This window comes from Mariniflexile ostreae (genome assembly GCF_042427585.1).
GTDB classification, from domain to species: Bacteria; Bacteroidota; Bacteroidia; order Flavobacteriales; family Flavobacteriaceae; genus Pseudalgibacter; species Pseudalgibacter ostreae.
On record NZ_JBHMFC010000101.1, the window covers coordinates 1 to 22,486 of the forward strand.

The following is a 22,486-nucleotide window of genomic DNA, read 5'->3' on the forward strand; positions in this document are numbered from 1 at the left end:
TTAGGTTATTGGGATGCCCAAAATTGGGTAAAACAAGAATTTGGAATAGACATAAAATACCAGCGCATTCGTGAATATCTGATCCAGCATTTTAAAACAAAGCTTAAAAGCCCAAGAAAATCTCATTACAAAAAAGATGAAGAAGCTGAAAAAGCTTTTTTAAAAACTCCCTAACACTTTAGAGGATATTAGATTAAGTCTAAATAAAGATAATTATGAGGCAGTAAACCTGTATTTTCAAGACGAGGCCAGATTTGGGATGATGACCCATTTAGGGAAATACTTAACGGCATCTGGCGTAAAACCAATTGTAAACTACCAGCACGTCTTTAAAACGACCTATCTCTATGGTAGCTACTCGCCCATAAACGGGGATAGTTTTGTCTGGGAAATAAATGGTGTAAGCACAGGGATATTTGAACAATATCTCAAGGCATTCTCTCTTTACCATCCTAAAGAGTACAAAATAGTGGTCATAGACAACGCAGGATTTCACTCAACAAGAAACATAGAGGTACCAGATAATATTTTGTTATTGCGGATACCACCTTACACACCAGAACTAAATCCATGTGAACAAGTCTGGCAGTACATCAAAAACCGCTTCAAAAACCAGCGTTTTGAAACCATGGAAAGCTTAAGGGATTGGATAGATAAAATGGTCAATGAGATGACGTGCCAAACTATAAAATCTATTACAGGAAATCATCATTATTTAAATGCCTTTAATGCGACATTTAATAACTAAATTGGTATAACTACCTCAGGATGTGACGCCAAAACATTGCTGAGTCGTTACACTCCTACCAACTCGCAAAACGTTTGACACACATCAATACGACACACAAACACTTAAATAACAGCCCCTTATACCAAAACGTATTTCCAATACCAATATTAGATTGAGGTTTTAAACTAACATTTAAATTAAAAATGATATTTACTTTCCATCTTTTTCACTTATTAAAGTCTCACTCCCCCACCAGTCTTTATTGGGTTGCCAATCTGGACTCAACATTTCTTTTCGTTGTTTCTCTAATCGTGGCATTAGTTTCGTTTTATTGTCGATAAGTTTTTGTTTCCAAGCGGCTTCATCCCATAAGGGATCTACTTCTGCATATTGGGTGTTCATTTCCTTTAACCAATTAAGAAGTTTCGTTTGCATTTGTGATGCTAATTCGGGATTTTCACTAGATATATCTGTAGTTTCTCCAATATTATCTTTAAGATTATAAAGTTCAGCATGATGATTTTCCCAGTAATAAATAAGTTTCCAATCGCCTTCTCTTATTATGGAACTAGGCTCTCCTCCCTGATTTCCGTAATGTGGATAGTGCCAATACAAAGGCCTAGAAGCAATGGTACCTCCTTCTAAAAGCGGCTTTAGACTGGTGCCATCAATAACATGCTTATTGTTTTGGGGCACCTTTACTAAATCAAGCAATGTAGGATAAAAATCTACTCCCGAAACAGCCTCTTCAATTTTATTTCCGCCTTGACGCATCCATGGTACATAAATAAAATACGGTACTTTAACACCACCTTCCCATTGGTAGCCTTTACCTCCACGTAAATCTAATGCATTCGTAGAAAAATTATCTCCTGAAGTTACCCCTCCATTATCAGATGTAAAAACTACAATAGTATTTTTATCTAGATTCAAATCTTTCAAGGTTTTCATTACAATACCTACAGCATCATCCACTTGTTCTATCAAACCCGCATAAACTGGATTATCTTGATATTTTCTAGCAGGTAAAACACGTTCCATAGCAAAGCCATTTTCATGAATCCCCATTTTTTCAGCTTTATCACGATATTTTGTCCATTTTTCTTTAGTCGTTTGAATAGGGGCATGAACTTCGTAAAAAGATAAATACGCTAGAAATCTACTATCTTTATGATTGGTAATAAACTTTGAAGTTTCTTTAGCTAATTTCAAAGCTAAAGGCATGCCTTTTTCTTCTTCAAGATTAGTCAAATTCGGATTCTTAAATGGGGAAAAATACCCGCCATTTGGGCCGCCACTTTCATTCCCGCCTTGGTTGACATCAAATCCATGATCTGTAGGCAATGAATGTTGCTCGGCACCACCTAAATGCCATTTACCTGCAAAAAAAGTAGCATATCCATTATCTTTTAATACTTCTGGGAATGTTATATCCTCAGGATTTAAAAAATGCCTGTATTCTGGCGGTAAAAGTTTAGTATGTCTATTTAAATTTTTCCAAGCCTCTCCTGTTTTTCCTCCTTCATACTGCGTCATACCATGTCTAGCAGTAAATTGACCATTCATTAAACTAGCTCTTGATGGGCTACATACTGTACTGGCTGAATACCCATTAACAAACACGGTTCCTGATTTTGCAATGGCATCAATATTAGGTGTTTCATAATATGTACTTCCCATCACACTTAAATCGGCATATCCCAAATCATCTACTAAAATAAAAAGAATATTGGGTTTCTGGGGTGCTTGTTTGGTTTGCTTATCTATTTGAGCAACTGCTTTTTTTTCTCCACATGCTGTTGCTACAGTAGCCACTAACATGATTAATAGTATTTTATTCATCGTTAATTTATTCTGGTTTAATCCACATACAATGTCCACCGCTAGGTGCCATTATGGCTTTTATAATCGTTCCTTTTTTAACTTTCCCTTTTCTTATTTGATAGGTCTCAGGATTTTTAAGTCCGTGTGTATCTTTTGCATCCTCATAATAGGTTACATCATAGGTTTTTCCTTCTTCTAGAAAATCTAATTTGATATCTAAAGTTTTTCCTTCTTGATTGGCTACAGAACCTACAAACCATTCTTCCCCATGTCTACGGGCAGTAGAAATGTATTGATCCATTTCAGCATGCAAAACTTTGCTTTCATCCCATTTTCCAACTGGTAGTTTTTCTATAAATTCAAAAAGATCCGCTTTTTTCTCGTAAGCTTCAGGAGCATCTGGAATACAAACCAATCCACTATAAATAATTAAGGTTCGAGCAGATTCCGACACAACTGTTGAGAAATATGAATTCAGCTCCTTAGGCCCTCTTTGTCGTTCTCCTTTATTAATACCGATGATATCAAAATTACCATTATTCATATCCAGAGGCCCTTGAATTGCATTTATAAGTGCCATTCTTATAAAAGATTCTGGTGTAAAAGCTTTTCTAGAGTCTTGTTGTGCGTGGCAATATTCTTTCGTAATTGCATTTGGTAAGGTGCGCTCTATACCTGTAAAAGGAACAGGACTATCATGAAAATCGACTAACAAATGATTGTTGGCACTTTGAGAAATAGCATCAAGTGTAAAAGAGACATTACTCCCCATAAAACCATATTTTATACCACTCATACCCAATGATTCAAAGTAAGAGAACAGCGTTTCATCTCCATAATCTCCTTTATGGCGGTCATAATAAAGAATCAACTTCACCCCTTTATTATTGGCATATGTGGATACTTTTTCAAGATCAAGTCCCTCTGTTATTTCAAAATGACCTTTGGTTACATTATCATACCAGTTGGCATCAATTAAAAAATATTCAATTCCTTTTTCTGCTGCAAAATCAATGAAACGCTCATAACTTTCTGTATTGTTTCCATATGTAAAACCATCTTTAGCTGTGTAATCATGCACTCTCCAATCCCATAAGGTTTTCCCTGGTTTTACCCAAGAAGTATCTGTTATTTGACACTCAGTTGCTAAATTAAGTGGCACAGTGTTCGTTACTAAATCCCCAATATTTTCATTAACTAAAATAACGCGCCATGGTGTCGTTAATTTTTTATCAGTAAGCTTCATCGTGTTATTAGAGACGATTCTTTTTTTATGTTTATCATAACTAAATTTAATAACACCAAAACTTGGAGCCACAAATAAATCCGACTCCAATAAAGATAAGTAGGATTTTTTAGAATGTTCTACCACCAAAGGCATCATTAATTTAGGTATCACTTTAGTTGTATCAAAATCAGGTAAAGATAATGGCCCCAAAGGCATGTTTTCTCCCGCAGGACAATACAAAACATCTTTAGTATTCAAATTGTATTCACAATAAAAATGAGCTTCGGCACCTTCTTGATAACCTTCTAATTCATATCGAAAACCAACACCATAATTGTAAACACGAACGTATAATTTAGCTTTCCCTTCTGATAATTTCACAGACAGAACAAGTTCGTTGTAGTGGTTTTTTATCTCGCTAAATTGTCCCCAAACAGGTTTCCAATCTTTATTTTGAGCATTCGTTTTAGAATCTGTAATTTTTGCTGCAACACTATTATTTAAAATAGAAATCTCTGACAAACCTATCAGTTCTTCTCCGTTTTTCAACAATGTATAACTTACAGTATCATTTTCATCATTGATTACAACAACTAATTCACCTTCTGGAGATTTTACTATATAATTTATTGTTTTATTAGCAAAAGCACTTGTTGCTACTAACAAAACAAATAACAAGAGTGTATATTTTTGTTTTAATAATTTAGTTTTGGATTGGTTTATCATCTTGTAAATAATTACTTTTAAAAAGTTACAGATTATTTTGAGCTTTGGAAATTATCATATTAAGCCAAATACGAATGTCGCTATAATTACTAAATAGAAAATATAATTACAGTCTACTCTGTCCTTGTACTTTATATTTTTCTAAAAGTTGCGACAATTCTTTCACTACTTCGGGATGCTTTTTGTACAAATTATTTTCTTCCTTTGGATCTTCAGCCATATTATACAAAGTTCCAGGTGCTTCACCATTTTTAGGCTCTAGAGTTTTAGGTTTTGTAAAACCTCCAGACCCTAATTGAGGGGTGAATTTCCAGTTTCCTTTTCGAATTGAAAACATGCCATCATGAGAATGATGAACAATAGCCTCCCTTATAGGTACTTTAACATTAGACGTATAAGCCGGCCAAATATTGTAACTATCTGGGGCTTCTTCTTTTGTTATTGATTTGTGTAATATTCCTGCTACGGTAGCATATAAATCTGTGGTACACATTATTTGACCTGATTGTGTTCCAGCTGGAATCACTCCTTTCCATTGAGCCATATAAGGTACTCTGTGGCCTCCTTCATATATATCTGCTTTTTGTCCTTTAAATTTGTAATTTGCACGATGTGCATAGGCTTTTTTATCTTCTGGTTTCCAATTTGATCCGTTATCAGAAGTAACAATAATTAAAGTATTATCTAATTTACCTGCTTTTTCTAATGCTTCTACTACTGCTCCTACGGCATCATCAACCATAGTTACAAAGTCACCGTAACGACCTGCTTTTGATTTACCATTGGCATTGCCTGTTGGTAACCATGGCGTATGGGGAGCTGTTAATGGAAAAAAGATAAAGAAGGGTGTGTTATCTTCTTTTTGGTCATCAATAAAGGACACTGTTTTCTGAGTAAAATTATCTAAGACTTTATCGAAAACAAAACTAGGACTTACTTCTCCTGCTCTCCAAAAAACACCACGACCAGCTTCTTTTTCAGTCTTACCATTTGTGTAGCTTGAAGGCATCTCTACTGCCTTTCCGTTTTCAACATATACATAAGGAGGCATATCTAAAGATGCTGGAATAATATAGGAATAGTCGAACCCTAATTGATTAGGGGATTCAATTTGTTTAGTAAAATCGACATTACTTCCTTCTTTTTCTACTTTTATAGGCGCACTATTTTTAGATTGAAAACCTAACCCCATATGCCATTTACCAATACAAGCCGTTTTATAGCCGTTATTTTTAAGAAATGAAGCTACCGTTGGTCTATCATTTTCAATTAAAGGTTCATCATAGCCATCAAGCACCCCTTTTTTTAATCTACTTCTCCAAGCATAACGACCCGTAAGAATTCCATATCTTGTTGGTGTACACACAGAAGAATTTGTATGCGTATCTGAAAAATGAACCCCATTTTGAACTAGCTTATCCATATTTGGAGTTTGTATTCCAGAAGCAGCATTTAATCCAGATACATCACCATATCCCATATCATCGGCTAGGATATAGACTATATTTGGTTTTTGAACTTTATTTGTTGCATTCTCTTGATTCATTATTTTTTTAGTCTGGCAAGAAGAGACAACAATCAATACTAGAAAAACTTTAAATACATTCATACTAATTTTGTTTGTTTTTTTTTAAAATATTATATGGTAATTTTATTAGAAAAATTTATCTTATTAATATAATTACATACTTAAATTTCGAAATTAATTATAAATCATTTTTATAATTTAATGCTGTAAATAACTTTAATTTTTAACAATCTTAAAAACTCTTGAAGTTTCATTACCTTTCAATTTTACTATATAAATCCCTTTTGAAAAAGGACTCATATTCACCTCAAATGTTTTATCCTTATTTGATATATTAGCACTTAAAACTTTTTGCCCACTCATATTATATATTTCAAAATGATTAAACATTGAAATAGGTGTTACTATTTTAAGTATATCTGAAACTGGATTTGGATAAAGATCTATTAGAAGCACTTCTTTATTAGAAACAGCCAGCGTAGTTACTGGAGCAAAAACTTGCACCTCTGCTAATGTTAATGGCGTTTCTCCATTTAATTGAATTTTAACAATTTGTCCTAGAACGCCTCCGGTATCAACAGTAACACTTGGGTTGGGATACGCTGCATAGGTTTTAGAGTAAACTATTGTACCACTACTATTAATTACAGACACAGTGAAATTTGACATGTTTACTCTACAGCAACTATCCGTTCTATTGAATATTTTAACTTCGCCTATTTCTTGTTCAAATCCTAAATCTACTTGCCACCAAGCATTTGATTCAGGGTTTGTTACCGTTACAGACCCGCCTCCAAAATTACCATTGGTATTTCCATCAATAGCAAGCTCTGCCCCTTTGTTAAAAGAAGGGTTGGTTGATGATTGTGTGGCAGTACCACTTACAGCAATACTAACGGGGATGCTATAATTTTTCAAATATAAAAGCATTTGCTCTTGGGCTCCAGAATTTATAGAACCATCGGTTAGACTAATTGTTTTCCATGAATCGTATAAAACCAAACCATCTACATTGTTTTCAATGGCTTTTTCTAAACGTGTTCCAGTACCATATGCATCGTTATGGTTTACTTCAGAATCCCAAACTGGTAATCCTTCCGCAGATGCTAATGATTTAAAACTGCTCCATTGCCCATGATTAAATCCTAGATTATGACTTGCAGCAACCGTTATATAATCTGCTATATTGGTATTTTGCAACATGTCTATACCTGCTGGAAGTCCCCAGGTGCAAGGCCCTATTAATTCTGCTCCATTTACATTATTATAAAGAGCCTCATATATAGCATTAATTTGATTTACACTCCATGTGCTATTGGTTGCTCTTCCATCTTCATTAAATGGATTAATCCATTTACAATTTGGATAGTCATTAGAAAACTCTAAGACTCTCGCAATTAACTCATCTGTTGCAGCTTGAACATCCTTTACAGGTATTTCGCTAGCATCAACACTTAGTGAATTGTTTGCTATTCTAGATCCTCCGCCTCCTTGAGCTGGATTTGCAAATATTTCAAAACCTTGAGCTAAAGCTTTTGTATAAAAATAATCCATAATGGGTTTATTAGGATTGAGATCTACCCCAGTAATATCTCGAGGAAAAATTGGAATACGAATACCGTTAACGTTCATTTTAGTAAAACCTTTCAAAAGGTTATCAGCATCTTCTTGAGTGGTAATTTTGTTTGTTATGAATGCTTGTTTAACATCTCCCAAAACATAATCCATATCATTGGTATAAATACTTTGGCCTATAGCATCAAAACTACTTAAAAATATAAGTAATAAAATTAGGGTTGCTTTATTTCCTTTGAAGTAATTTTTCTTATTCATTGTTTATCTGTTTTTAGCGAAGTTTGTTATTAAAGAAAGCAAATCATGCCATTACTTTTAAATTAATATCTTATTCCATGCGTTTAACAAGACTAAAATCTTTAGCTAAACAAATTAAACACTTTTTATATTTTTAAAATTCTCATTTATGGGTTAAATATGTTGCTTTCTCAATCATATCTTATGGCACCTTATAGTAAACTGAAAAAAATGCAAAAAAAACTGCCTTTCCAGACAGTCTTTTTTTAGAAAACTTATAACTATATATTAATTTGATTTACTCCATCTACAACTCTATTTCGAAATGTTAAAACATCATTACATTTGTAGTCAGATCCATTAAAGCTAAAAGAATAATTAAGTTTAACTTCTCGAGTTGTGGGATTATAAGAAGAGCCTCCATTATCACTAACAATTATGCTTCCTGTTGCCGTTTGAATCGTTACTGTATTATCATCTGCAATAACAATTTCGAGGTTTTTATCTGTTCCTCTTAAATTAGCCAAGCCACTATATTTTAATGAATTTGGCGATACCATTGAGAAATCTAAAACATCTGTAATTCCCCCGGGATATGTTATACTCTCTACAGTAGAACCTGTTGTTTTTACATATTCACCTGTTTGAACATAATTTCCATATACTTGGTTGATATATGAAAATGTAATTACAGAAGTTTTAAGATCTTGTAAAATAGAATCTGCCTTTACAACATTATCTAATTGAAAGCCTAAGGCATAATTATTTCCTAATGATAAAGGGTCTCCAAGGTAATTTTCGGCATTTGCTTTAACATAAACAAATCCTTGTATTTTCCCGGGTGGTATAATTATTTTATTATTTGCTGGATTACCTTCACTATCTACAAGTTCATAATAACTAGCTGGCAATGTTGTAAGACCAGCTTCTGTAACAAGCGCATCGTTTAATGAAAAAGTTACTTCAACATTTTCTGTATTTGATAATCGACCTCCTAATACGACACCTACTCCAATTTGCAAGCCTTCACCTATAATAAAAGTACGGTCAATTTTTGCTTTCGGAAGGTATACCGAGGTATACTCAAATTCATTTTCTACAAAATCATCGTAAGAACATGATGTAATCAATAATCCTATTGTTATTAATAATACCAATGACTTGGTAATAGATTTTAATATATTTTTCTTCATAATCTTTATATTTAATTTTATTCCCACCCTTGGTTTTGTTTCAAATTATTATTTATTAACAATTCATTATAAGGTAAAGGTAAATAATAGTTTTTGGCTTCGTAATTTCTTCTTTCAATATCAATGTTTTCGAAAGAAAAAGTATCATCAGAATTTTTAGTTATTTTAACGCCTTTAACATCTTCTGTATTTACAATATCTTTCCATCTTCTTAAATCGTGAAATCTATCTCCTGAAAAACATAGTTCTATGCGTCTTTCATTTTTAACTAAGTTTCTAAAATCTGTTTGATTAGTCGCTACAATATCTAAATAAGGATCTGTAGACAATCCTGCTCTTTGTCTTACTTTAGCTAAAACCTCTTTAGCCGTATAGTTAAATCCAGAATGTAATAATCCTGGTTGACCAAAAGCTTCATTTAGAGCTTCAGCATATCCTAAATAAATATCATTAAGTTCTAACTGAACATACACTTTAGGAAGCGTTGTTGTCACATCAATTGCGGCAGGGTCAAAATTTAAATTATTCAAGTACTTTTTTAAGTAATAACCTGTTCTTGTTCCCGCTGAATTATTAAATCCTCCGTAATAATCTAAACCTCCTTGATAAATTTCTAGAGCATTATATTCTGAACACGTAGCTGAAGTAAAACATTTATCGCCATTATAGAACACAAATTTATAGAACCTACTGTCTCTTGATTTATAAGGCGTTGTAGCATCATAAGCACTTAAACCATTATCTATAGGGTAACCATTAGCATCTGGAAAAGCATCAATTAGATTTTGAGATGGATTGATTTCACCAGTTCCATATAAAGACGGTGGATATAATCTTTTTTCTAAGGCATTACTACTTCTGGAATTACGCATTCTCCAAATATGATCTGGATTAGTTTCACTAGCAAAGTCAAAAGCCTGTAAGTTTTTTAACCCCCCATTTTGAATAATTAATTCCTGTGCGTACGTTGCTGCTAATTTCCATTTAGAAAGATCGTTAGATGGGTTAAAAGCTGGACTTGCAGCGTACAAAGCTAATTTTGCTTTTAAAGCGTATGCGGCTAAACCACTAGCTCTACCTGTTTCAACTAAGCTATAAGCGGGATTTCCACTCTCAGCCCCTTGATATACAAGCGGTAAATTTGCAATGGCAATATCTAAATCTTCTATTATTTGAGTGACACATTCATCATATGTATTTCTACTTAGTTTAGCATACGCTTCATTTTCTAAAACTCTATTGACAATAGGAAAACCTAACATGCCTCCATTAGCAGAAGGTCCTCCAAATACTTTAAGTAGCTCCCATTGTGCCCATGCTTTTAAAAAGTGTGCTTCACCATAATATCTACTTATTGTTCTTTCATTTAAAACCTCATTATTTTCAGAAACAAAAAATGATAAATCTTTATTATGTATAAGATCTATGTACTGATAAATTTGTCTGATATTATGGTAAGACTGTTGCCAAACATAACTATAGGGGTTACTCGTTGGTCCCCAATATCCGGTTGCTAATGATGTTTCTCCATTATTAGCAACACCATTATCGGTTAAATATTCATTTGAAAAATCCCTAAAATAATCAAATGAATAATCGGTATAAATATCGTCTATAATACCTCTAGATCTTTGTCCTGAAGTTGTAACTACCTCTTCTCTAGTATACTGAATTTCATCCTCTAGAAAATCACTACAGGATGTAATAGCTAGTGTTAGGGTTATAACTGTTAAAATTTTATTTGTTAATTTCATTTTTTCGATTTTTTACCATTCATTTATTAAAAATTCACCGTAGCTCCTAAAACAAAGGTTCTCATCATTGGATATTCAAAAAATCCAGATCTAGTATCTTCTGGATCTAAGTCTTTCATTTTACTAAACAATGCTAAATTACTTCCTCTTAGAAATAATTTCACTTTTGAAAATGCTTCATTTGACATTATTGATTTTTGTAATGTATAACCTAATTCAAGATTAGAAATTCTAAAGTAACTGCCATCTATTAACCAATAATCAGAATTTTGATTATTATTTACACTTCCTAAAGCACTTAATCTTGAGTTTACGTTTCCATTAGGAAGAGCATTATTTACACTTCCGTAATAGTTTCTTAAGCCACTACGTTGGTAATAAGAAATAGAATTAAGATCAATATCATAACCACCAACACCCATTCCAACTACATCTAAATTTATTCCTTTGTACTCAACTCCTACATTAATACCATAATTAAATCTTGGCGTGGTATTTCCTACGGCTCTTTGATCTCTTGAATCAATAACATCATCACCATTTTGATCTAGATATCTAATATCACCAATTTGTACATCTCCAAACTGAGGTAAAGCATCGCCAATATTTTCTGCTGTAAAAAGACCATCACTAACGTAACCAATAAAATTATCTTCTGCTTGGCCTTGTTGTAATCTATACTGATCTGGATAAGGTATTTCTGCTATTTTTTCTCCCTTAATTTTATTGTAACCAGCATTAACGCTTGCATAATATTTAAAGTCTCCATAACTATCATTAAAGGTTATATTAGCATTAAAACCTTTATTTCTTCTGTCTGTAAAATTTAATTGCGGTAAATAAACATTATTACCCAAGGCTGTTGCATAAAGGGCACTTGCTTGTGTTATTTGATTTTGAATAGCAATATCAAAATAATTAATATCTAATCTAAGTTTTTTTAATAAACCTAATTCAAAACCTACAACCATTTGGTTGTATACTACCCAGTCTATTTCTTCATTAGCTGTAGTACTTTGTCTATATCCAAATGCATTTTGAGTTTGTGTACCCGTTCCTAAATACATAGTTCCATTTGCTTTACCACCACTCCAGGTATCTAAATAAAAGAAAGAAGAAGAGGTGTATTCTGTTCCTATTTGACTATAAGAAGTACGAAATTTAAGATAATCAATTACCTTGTTATCTTTTAAGAAGTTCTCATTGGATGCCACCCATGCAACTCCTAATGTAGGAAACAATTTAGTTCTATTAACTCCTACAAACTTCGAGCTACTACTTGAATTTAAGTTAGCATGAAAAATATATTTATTTTGCAAAGCAAAAGAACTATTTAAATTAAATGTTAGGTTTCGTTTATCTGGTTGAGTAGAATTTGTATTCGGTTCGTAATACAAAAGATGGTTTAGGTTTAAATTTAAAACACCTTCGTTCATTTCTTTTATGTAGCTAAGGTTACCATTATAGGCAAATATTCGTTGTATTCCTGTCTCAGATCTTGATACATCTAATGCTAAGTTTTCTTGTCTGTATAACTTTAAACCCGTAATATCTTCTCCAGTCACATCATCTTGTGTTGTTTCTAAAGTATATAAACGAGGTGTATTATTTGCTATTAAAGATTGTTGATTGTATGTTTTCATCATGATGTAAGTATCATACTTTAAGCCAGGCACATAATCTTGAAAATCAAAATCTAAGCCTAAATCGAAAATCATATTAGCAGTATAATCTGTTCTAGACCCACCCATTTCTAATTCAGAAAGTAAGTTGGTGTCAAACTCGTTACTTACAACATAGGCAGAATCTCCTACTTTTAAAGGAAAAGCATTTGCAGGTGTCGCTGAAATCCACAGAAACATATCATCTGCCCCAATAACAGGTCTGTTATTCTCTCCAAATTTACCATACACGCTAGCGTGCGTTCTAATTAAATTATTAATACGGGTGTCAATTTTAGTTCTAAAAGTTATGTCTCTACCGTTTATTGGGTCTCCTACTTTTTCTAAACCTTTCCAGTCTGAATAACCAACAAAGGCACTATATTTTAAATTTTCTTGACCTCCATACACATTTAAAGAAGCAAAATTAGAAGGTGCACTTTCCTTTAGGAACGTTTCTCTAGAGTTTATGTTTGGAAAGTTTATAGGATCCGATCCATCTTTATATTTGGCTATATCTTCGGCACTGTAAATATCTCCAAATCCATCATTATTTGATGCTTGATTTATAACCGTAGCATACTCGGAAGCAGATAATAATGCTGGTAAACGGGTGGCTGTATTGTACCCTCTTTGATAGTTAACTTCAACTACAGGCTTGCTTAATTTACCACCTTTTGTAATTACGTAAATAAGTCCATTATCTCCTAAATTCCCCATTAAGGAATTAAAAGTACCATCATTAAGCACTATTACTTCATCTACTTCTCTTAAATCTACTTGAAGACCTCTTGGTTGCCCATCAATAAGGATATAAGGAGAGCCTCCATTTAAAATGTAAGAATAGCTTTCGTTAGCACCAGGTGTGTTTGTTTGTCTAACAATTCTTAAACCAGGAACTCGGCCTCTTAATGCTTCTGATAAATTATCTCCAGCTGTTTTGCGAAGTTCATCACCCGAAATTCTAAAAACGGCTCCGGTTGTTTGGCTTAAATTGAATACACCAAATGGTGTTCTCAAAAATTCATTATTATCTACTGGAATTGAATCTTGGATGCCAAAATTATTTATTGGTGTATTTTGGGCCACACCCACATAAATAGTTAGAGCATTAAGTAAGCAGAAAGTAAATAACTTTAATTCTGTTATTGTTAATTTCATCTGTTTAGTTTTATAGTTTTATGTTCTTAATATTTTAATTGTGTTTTTCTATAACACATATTACCACCCTTCTGTTTGATCAAAAGAAGGCACAGCTTCTATTTCTGAAGTAGGGATTGGCCACCAATAATTATTATCATTAAACGTTTTCTTTAATTGAGTTTGTTCTACATTTTCATAACTAAACCCAGAAGGATATGTTGGTGTTTCACTACCTTGCCAACGCATTTCTAAGAACTCTACTTTTTTATTTTCTTCTAAGTGTGCTATTTTCCATCGTCTTATATCATCATATCTAAATCCTTCAAAACATAATTCTATAGCACGTTCATTTCTTATTCTTTCTCTAAACGCTTCTTTAGAACCTGTATATCGAGCATCTACATTTGGCATACCTACTCTATTTCTAAGAAGGTTTATAGCTTCTATGGCTGTTAATGTTCCTCCAGAAGCTTTTCCATTTGGACCGTAGGCTTCATTTACTGCCTCTGCATAATTTAAGTACACTTCTGGCATTCTAAATATGATATTGTTAACATGGTAACTAAAATTTCCATTATTACCACTTATCCAATAAGCACCATTAGGAATCCATTTTCTAATACGTAATCCTGTTAAATTATAAACAATTAGAGGGGAAGTTGTTCTGGATGGATCATCTAAATCAGCTCCAAACTTCCCTTGTTCATTTACAATTGCCAAATCCGCATAACCTGAAGTATTTTTTGGTGATGTGGTAACTGTCCATTTTACACCATCAAATAAAATAGCATTATAGAACCTTGGATCTCTATTTACAAACGGATCTTGAGGATTATATGAAGGATCATCCTCAATGGCCAAACCATTTTTAGTTTCGAACTTCTCAATAAAATTAGCAAGCGCTCCAATATTCATAGGGTTTTGATTAAACTTAACAATATCAAAACCTACAGTTAGGCTTAATCTTGGTGTCGGGTTAAGAATACCCGCGTAAGTAAAAAACTTTTGATTTGCCTCCATAAAAATAACTTCACTAGGGATTGTTTTTTGTATCCCCGGTCCTACGAAAATACTTCTGTAAGGTTCTAGTACCGCGGGTTCAGGAGCTAAAAGATCTGCTCCAGCACTAAAATTTACTGCATCACGATCAACATCTAAAGTATTTGCAGCACTGGCATTAGCAAGTGCATACAAACCATTATCATTGGCAAAATTAATTAAATCTGAAGCTGCTGTAGCGGCATCACTCCAAGCTTGAGTATTATTAGATTGATTCACTAATGGACTTGCTGCAAATAAAGTAAGTCTAGATTTTAAAGCCATAGCAACACCTTTTGTTGGTCTTCCTACGTTTTCACTTGGCCATTCTATAGGCAATAAGTCTATTGCAAGATTTATATCCTCTAACATATCTGCCAAATTACTTGCATAACTTTCTCTTTCTACTGTTACAGGTTCATTAATATTTAAGTTTTGTTTTAAATAAACCAGCCCTCCATGACGTTTGGTTATAAAGTGATAAAATGAAGCTCTTAAGAAATAAGCTTGTCCTTTTAAATTATCAATTTCTTCTTGAGTCGTGTTACCAATCTGATCTGCTTTTTCAAGAAAAGTATTTACTATTCTAATTCCTTTCCAAGCTGAATAATACCTAGATACAAATAATGGGCTAGTATCTGCTCGATTAGTTCTATTCATTAAACTTAAATAATCACCTTGAGCATAAAAGTTATAAGTTTCAGGTGTTGGAGAAGCTTTTCTTCCAGGATACCCTTCCCCAGACATGGTCATACCTGGAAGAATATCTGGGCTTTGATTTACCGAACTCACTTCTGAAAGGTAGTGTGTGTAAGCACCATCAAAAAAGTCTTTTACATAACGAATATCGCTAAAAATATCGTCTTGATCTAATCCTTCAGTCTCCTGTACTTTATCTAAATAATCTTCACAGCTAATTAATAGACTAGCCATAATAAAAATGATTGTATATTTTATTGTTCTCATAATTTTTATCTTTTAAAAACTCAAGTTTAATCCTAAATTAACTCTTCTTAATAAGGGATACGCTCCCGGTGTATTCCCTTCAGGATCTCCATAATCAATATCTGAGATAGTAAATAGATTATTTCCATTGATATATATTTTTAAATCGCTTATCGTTTTGTTATTGCTCATGTCGAAATTATAACCAACGTTCATACTTCTCAATTTTATATAATCTAAGGATATAACTCTAGCTGTATTTGCAGAAACATTAGGGTCGGTTAAAGCATGTAAAGCTGGATATTTTGCATTGGTATTTGTTGGAGTCCAATAGTCTAGCTGTACATAACGTCCTGATGCAGCTCCACTTGGTAATGCATAAGCAAGATCGGCATTAATAAGGCCTTTGTGACCTTTAATTCCGTTAATTAAAGCACTAATAGACCACCCTTTATACGAAGCTCCTAACATAAAACTATAACTATGTCTAGGTGCATCTGGTAAATCAAACCTTATTTGATCCTCAGTCGCAGAACCTATTACAGTTCCGTTAGCATTATAATCTATATATCTATAATCTCCCAAACCAGGATTCCCAGATATGATTGGATAATTCACTATTTCATCAATATTTTGAAAATAACCATCTGCTTGCAACAATGAAGAAGCTCCAATTGGTTTACCTTTAACAGCTGTATATTCTGGAGTTCCAGGACCATCGGCAGCACTTTTTATAACGCGGTTTTCATTAAATCCATAAAAACCAGTTACAGAATAATTAAGCCCGCCTTGAGTTTTGTTTTTATAAGTTAATGAAAACTCGTATCCATGACTTTCAGTAGCGTCTAAATTTGCATAAGGATATTGTGTATCAAGCCCCAGCATTGCCGAAACATCTCCTGAGGGTCTAGTAATTAAGTTATCTCTGTTCTCTTTAAAAAACTCGACAAGTCCTGATATTTTACTTTTAAAAAGACCAAAATCTACGCCTATATTTTGTTTAGTTACAGTAGCCCAAGTTAAATCGGTATTTCCAATTTGAGACTGATTAAGTATGGTAAGCGTATCATCTATAAATTCTCCAAAGAAAAATCTAGAACCTAATCGTCTTTCTGCAGCTGTAACTGCATAATCGAAATAACTTATATACTGCCAACGATTATTACCTATACCTGCTTTGCTTCCTGTTTCACCGTAAGAGTATCTTAACTTAAAGTTGTTTAATACTGGAAAAGTGTTTTTAACGAAATTCTCTTTTGCTAAATTGATACCTACAGCAGCAGATGGGAAAAACTTAAATCTATGCCCTTCTGCAAAGGTTTCATCTCCATTGTATGAACCACTTAACTCAAAGAAATAACGTGTATCATAATCATACGTAAAACGCCCAACATAATCCTCATTAAAAAAAGGAAAGGATACATTTGTTATTCTTTTATTTCGGCTAAAAAGGGCTAAACCAGTAACATTATGATTTCCAAAAGAACGTTCGTAGTTTAGCTGTGCTCTTTTATAACTAATTTCTTGATTGTTATTAATACTTTCACTTCCCAGAATATAATATAATGGGCGTTCATAATCGACTCCTTCTGATGAGTCCCAGGTTCCATCACGCTTTAAAGTAAAGGTGTCTTGTTGAGAATAAAGTGACCCATCATATGAAATTCCACTTTTACTTTGGTAATTACTTATATAGTTGTATTTACCAGTAAAACTTAAGCCTTTTGTAATAAAATCTAATTCTTGTTCTAACTCAAAATCAATTGAAAAAACATTATTAATAGAGTTTGCAGAACCTGCTCTGTTTAGAGCGGCATATGTATTTGGTCCAGCTCCAAATCTTCCTTCAGCAACACCCGGGTACAAAGGGTCTGGATATTGTTCCATTACAGAGGCTGGATAATAAGGCACGACACTTCCTGGAGCCAATGTATATAAAGCTAAAAAAGCACTTGATAAATTATTTCCATTTCCTGGTTCATTGGTATCTTCTAAACGACTACTAATACTCGTTTTTAATTTTGTAGTTTTAGTTAAAGAGAAATCTAAATTTGCTCTAAAGGAATATCTACTAAATTTAAATTTAGGATCGTATTCATAAAGTTGCTCCGTCTTTGCAATATCTCCTTCTTGTAAATAGCCTGCAGAAGCATAATATTTTACAAATTCATTACCTCCACGTAGTGATACTGTTTGGTTAAAACTTGTAGCATAATCTTTAGTCACTGTTTCTGCCCAATTGACATCTGGATACATATATGGCAAATCTCCATCTCTCCAATGTGTTAAATCTGCTTCCGAGGTATAGCCACTACCATAGGCTTGATCATTTAGAACACCTACATTTAAGGCACTCTGCGCAGTATAAGCATCTAATACATTTGGACCTTCTGGTAATAATTTAACAGAAAACTCGCTAGAAAAACTAACTACAGGCTTACCTGTTTTCCCTCTTTTTGTTGTAATAATAATAACACCATTAGCACCTCTAATACCATACACAGCTGTTGCAGCACCATCTTTTAATGTACTAATGCTTTCAATGTCTCTTGGGTCTATATTAGAAAAACCACCAACAATTTCAACACCATCGACTAAAATTAAAGGATTTGAATTACCACGTATAAATATATCTCCCGAATCATCTCCAGGCTGTCCAGAATTCTGAACAATATTTAGTCCTGGGGTAAGACCGTTTAAAGCATTGGTGATATTAGAAGAACCTGTTTCTAAAATTTCTTCACCTTTAATTTGGTTTATGGCTCCTAGAATACTTTCTTTTTTTTGAGTACCATAACCTATAACAACAATCTCGTCTAATTCGGAAGTATTTCCCTTCATTGTGATATTTAGGGTTACTTGAGAACTCACAGTTAATTCTACGTCATTAAAACCTAGATAACTAAAATTTAGTATCGAGCCAGACTTCGCTTTAATTGCAAAATTTCCATCAAAATCTGTAACCGCACCCGTTGACGAGCCTTTAATTATAATATTAACACCAGATAATGGTATTTTTGCTTCATCTGTCACTATTCCTGAAATCATGGTTTGGGACCATGCAGTGACTAGACTAAAACAACATATAAAAAGTGTAATTATCTTTAACTTCATAATTTAATTAGTTTTTAGTTTTTAGTTTTTGTTCTACTCTATCATAATTTAATGAACCTATTTATGATAGATGTCTTACAAAACTAATGAGTTTAGTTGTTTTGATTTTCTCAATTATGGGGTTCAAATGTTACAATAATGTTAAAAAGTAGGTGATTTCAACTATTTTTATAATATTTTATATTAATTTTAATTATAAAAAAAGCTTCTTAATGGGGTGTTATTAATTATTTAAACATAATCTCATCAATAAAAACACCGTTGTTTTCTACTGTTTCAATTTTGATAATATTAGCTCCACGGTCTATTCTAATTGGAATATTTACTTGATTCCATGAAGTTCCCAAATTAGTAGTGTTAGGTAGAAGAAGTTTCTCATTAATTGTTTTACCATTTACAATAAGCTTTATAAAAGTTCCTTCAGCATCGTTAGTTTTTACGCTGTATCGAATATACAAATCTGTTTTACCAGCACCTCCATCATTTTCTTGGTACCAAGAAATAGACGCCCCTTTTACTTTATCCATACTCACATAGCCTTTACCTTTAAAATTGGCTCCGTCTTTCTTTACTGATGCATTGTGAAGTGTAGCTTCTTCGGCTTGTTCTCCAATATCTTGGTTGTTAACCGTATTTTCATTCCATGTGAACCCTTCATTTTTACCGAATTTCTCCTCTAATATTTGTGTTGGTTTCCCATCAATTACCACTAGTGCTTTCACAACGGTTTCTGGTTGTATTTCGAAACTTTGAGAATACTTACTTGAATCTATTGTTGGTTCTTCTCCATTTACCGTATAATATACTTCAATTTTAGGTTGAATATTATCACCTCTTAAATTGATAATTTGTGTATCGATACTAACTTTATTGGAAGTAATTTGTTTTTTTTCTCCTAAAATACTACTAGCAATAATATTAATAGCTCCTGACTCATTTGTCGATTCAATATAAGCACGAGTTAATCCATAAAATGCTTTTCTATTATTGGGGCCAACATGTTGCTCTACATCTACAGGACTTCCATTATCTAATGCTTTAATTTTCCCATCGCCCACAACATGAAAGTAGGTTCTATTTTCTCCGTAAGGATAGAAAACACCATCGGCATCGGTGGTAGAAACGCGCACTTGCACAATATCATTTGCTTGATTTTGTAAAGGTTCACCATCAATAGATAATTTAATTTTAGATGGTTCTTTAGCGGTTTTTATTATTTCTTCTGAAACTACAACTCCATTTTTATAGCCTATTGCTTTTAATGTGCCTGGTTGCCATTTTACCATCCACTGGCATTGCATTTTATCCCAATCTGTACCTGGTTTTTGCTTCCCTAGCGAGGTGTCATTAAAAAACAATTCTACCTCATCAGTATTAGAATAAACCCAAACAGGAATTTCAGTTCCTATATCGACTTTAGGGTGCGTCCAATGCGGCAAAATATGTACCATTGGTTTTGTTGTCCACTGACTTTGATAGAGATAAAATAAATCTTTTTCAAAATTCGCCAAATCTATCGCGCCCCCCATAAACGCTTTAAAAGGCCAACCACCGTGTACATAGCCTGCTTCACCAATATAATCATGACCCGTCCAACGAAACGAACCTGCATACGCAGGAATATCACGGAGTTGTTCTATATTTAATCGTGATGACACACGTACGGTAGCATTATCATAACTAGAGTTAAAAATTTGTTTTCTATTTTTTCTTTCTGAGTCCTCAATCCAATCGTGCGTAAATACTTCCTTTTCAGTTAAATCTGGTAACTCATAAGGTCTTTGATTTTTATTTGGATAGCCATCTCTAAACCAAGTTTTAGTTCTGTAATACCCTCTAACTTGCCAAGAATGTGTATTTTCTGTTCCAATAAAAACTTTTCCTTCTTGATTTTTTTCTAAATTTTCTAAAAAACCTTGTTTTTCACTGCCCCCATTAACACCTAAAACGTCCATAAAATCTGAACCAGAATGCCCTGAAGTTACAGGACGCGTCGAGTCCATAGCATGACATGCTTCAACCAAATCCTTAGCAACATCTCCGCCGGTTTCGTTACCTACACTGTAAATAACGATGGATGGATGGTTTCTATCGCGTTTAATCCAATCAGTTACATCTCGTTTCCACCAAGCATCAAAATGGTGAGCACCATAATCATTTTTGGCTTTTTGCTTCCAACCATCAAAAATTTCATCCATGACCATCATACCCAATTCATCACAAATTTCGTAGAAAATAGGGGTTTGTGGATTGTGAGATGTACGGATGGCATTAACCCCCATATCTTTTAACTGCTGAATTCTAAAACGAAGAATTTTATCTGGAACCGCAGCTCCTAAGGCGCCTGCATCTTGATGATTACAAACTCCCTGTAATTTGACGTTTTTACCGTTTATCCACATACCAGTTTCCGCAATCCATTCAATATCACGCACCCCAAATTTAGTTTCTACAACATCTACAACGTCTTTATTTAAAAGCAATTCTGTTTTTAAAGTATAGAGGTACGGTGTTTCAACAGACCATCGGTTAGGCTGATTAATGACTAATTCGTTTTTAAATATTTCATTTGAATTAAATTGTATCGTTTCATTTGATGAAGCCACAGTATTTCCACTAGCATCAACGACAGACGTTACTAAAACCGCTTGTCTTTCTTCTGCGTTTTCACTTGTAAATTCCGTTTCGATAAACACTTTATTATCTACCGTTTTAATAAAAATACCATCTCTAGAAATATGTGTTTTATTCTTTACATCTATCCACGTGTGGGCATAAATACCACTTCCTGTGTACCAACGAGCTGCTGGTTGTTTGTCATTATCAACACGAACGGCAAAGGTAATGGTGTTTGAGTTTTCTGCGATGGCACTAACATCATAGGCAAAAGAAATCCAACCATAAGGGCGTGTACCTAATTCTTGTCCATTAGCATATACAGTACTATTCATAAAAACACCATCGAATGTAATTTCTATATGTTTCCCTTTCCAGGCTTGAGGCACTTCAATGGTTTTTCTATACCACCCAAAACCAGCTGGTAAATAGCCCGCTTGGTCTCCCATGGGGTTATTTTCATCGTATTCACCTTCTATGCTCCAATCGTGTGGTAAATTAAGTGTACGCCAAGAAGCATCATTAAATGCCACTTGTTCTGCACCGCTTACATCTTCTTGAATAAATTTCCAATTAGCATCAAAATTTGAACGTGATCTGGTACTAACTTGCTCTGATTTGTTAAATTCATTGGAAGAACTTTTACAAGCTATAACTATTATAGAAACAACAAACAATAACATTAAGCTAATACCTGTTTTTTTACAAATTTTTATATATCTACCCATACCCATATTTATTTTCCTGTATTTACTGCTTCAATAACGTAACTATAACTTAGGTTTTGTGCTTTAATTCTATATTTTTCATGAGGCATTCTTCCCCAACTGTTATCGCCACCAACACCCATTTGTTTGTAATCGATATTAATATTTACAAAATCACGTTTTTTAATATCGGTAGTGTGACGTTGTTGTTTTTTGTCGCCTGCATCAAAATCATCATTATATTGATGGTGAGCACTAAATGATATTAAATCGGTAGCTGTTACTTTTATACCATTTCCAGTTGTGTTGGTAAATGTTACCCAACGTGCATCTGTTTTGTAGCCATTTTCTTGTGGACGGATATAAGGGAAATACAATTCTTCAACCGATGCTTTATAATCTCCTACCAGAGCCGCCGTATTTCTATCTTGATAGTTTTCATGAGGGCCTCTACCAAACCAGTTTAC

The 22,486-nt window shown here is 33.5% G+C and carries 13 protein-coding genes; 2 read left to right on the forward strand and 11 right to left on the reverse strand.

The window, feature by feature from the left end; all coding sequences use genetic code 11:
• On the forward strand, nt 1-174 hold a 174-nt coding region (locus ACFFU9_RS14025), incomplete at its 5' end, for a winged helix-turn-helix domain-containing protein (protein ID WP_379862121.1).
• A gap of 13 nt (nt 175-187) precedes the next feature.
• Entirely contained in the window at nt 188-748 is a 561-nt protein-coding gene (locus ACFFU9_RS14030; protein WP_379862122.1) for an IS630 family transposase, read from the forward strand.
• Nucleotides 749-940: 192 nt separating this feature from the next.
• On the opposite strand, the gene ACFFU9_RS14035 is transcribed toward ACFFU9_RS14030, so the two are convergent.
• From ACFFU9_RS14035 to ACFFU9_RS14085, 11 genes are all read right to left on the reverse strand, one after another.
• On the reverse strand, nt 941-2,572 hold the full coding sequence (locus ACFFU9_RS14035; RefSeq protein WP_379862111.1) for a sulfatase: 1,632 nt from the start codon (nt 2,570-2,572) through the stop codon (nt 941-943).
• 7 nt (nt 2,573-2,579) lie between these two features.
• Complete coding sequence (locus tag ACFFU9_RS14040; RefSeq protein ID WP_379862112.1) at nt 2,580-4,460, reverse strand: glycoside hydrolase family 97 protein; 1,881 nt, start codon at nt 4,458-4,460, stop codon at nt 2,580-2,582.
• A 154-nt stretch (nt 4,461-4,614) separates the two neighbouring features.
• Entirely contained in the window at nt 4,615-6,117 is a 1,503-nt protein-coding gene (locus tag ACFFU9_RS14045; RefSeq protein WP_379862113.1) for a sulfatase family protein, read from the reverse strand.
• Between the two features lie 135 nt (nt 6,118-6,252).
• Entirely contained in the window at nt 6,253-7,869 is a 1,617-nt protein-coding gene (locus tag ACFFU9_RS14050; RefSeq protein ID WP_379862114.1) for a galactose-binding domain-containing protein, read from the reverse strand.
• A 260-nt stretch (nt 7,870-8,129) separates the two neighbouring features.
• A complete protein-coding gene (locus tag ACFFU9_RS14055) occupies nt 8,130-9,041 on the reverse strand; it encodes a hypothetical protein (protein ID WP_379862115.1) in 912 nt (303 codons plus the stop codon).
• Between the two features lie 17 nt (nt 9,042-9,058).
• Nucleotides 9,059-10,795: a RagB/SusD family nutrient uptake outer membrane protein gene (locus tag ACFFU9_RS14060; protein ID WP_379862116.1), complete on the reverse strand. Its 1,737-nt coding sequence runs from the start codon at nt 10,793-10,795 to the stop codon at nt 9,059-9,061.
• A gap of 26 nt (nt 10,796-10,821) precedes the next feature.
• Entirely contained in the window at nt 10,822-13,617 is a 2,796-nt protein-coding gene (locus ACFFU9_RS14065) for a SusC/RagA family TonB-linked outer membrane protein (protein ID WP_379862117.1), read from the reverse strand.
• Between the two features lie 60 nt (nt 13,618-13,677).
• Nucleotides 13,678-15,603, reverse strand: a complete 1,926-nt coding sequence (locus ACFFU9_RS14070; protein ID WP_379862118.1) for a RagB/SusD family nutrient uptake outer membrane protein — start codon at nt 15,601-15,603, stop codon at nt 13,678-13,680.
• 12 nt (nt 15,604-15,615) lie between these two features.
• The gene (locus ACFFU9_RS14075) at nt 15,616-18,696 is read right to left on the reverse strand and encodes a SusC/RagA family TonB-linked outer membrane protein (protein WP_379862119.1); all 3,081 of its coding nucleotides are present in this window, start codon (nt 18,694-18,696) and stop codon (nt 15,616-15,618) included.
• 227 nt (nt 18,697-18,923) lie between these two features.
• Nucleotides 18,924-22,040 (reverse strand): glycoside hydrolase family 2 TIM barrel-domain containing protein, encoded by a 3,117-nt coding sequence (locus ACFFU9_RS14080; protein WP_379862120.1) that lies wholly within the window; start codon nt 22,038-22,040, stop codon nt 18,924-18,926.
• An 8-nt stretch (nt 22,041-22,048) separates the two neighbouring features.
• On the reverse strand, nt 22,049-22,486 hold a 438-nt coding region (locus ACFFU9_RS14085), incomplete at its 5' end, for a beta-galactosidase small subunit-related protein (RefSeq protein WP_512699415.1).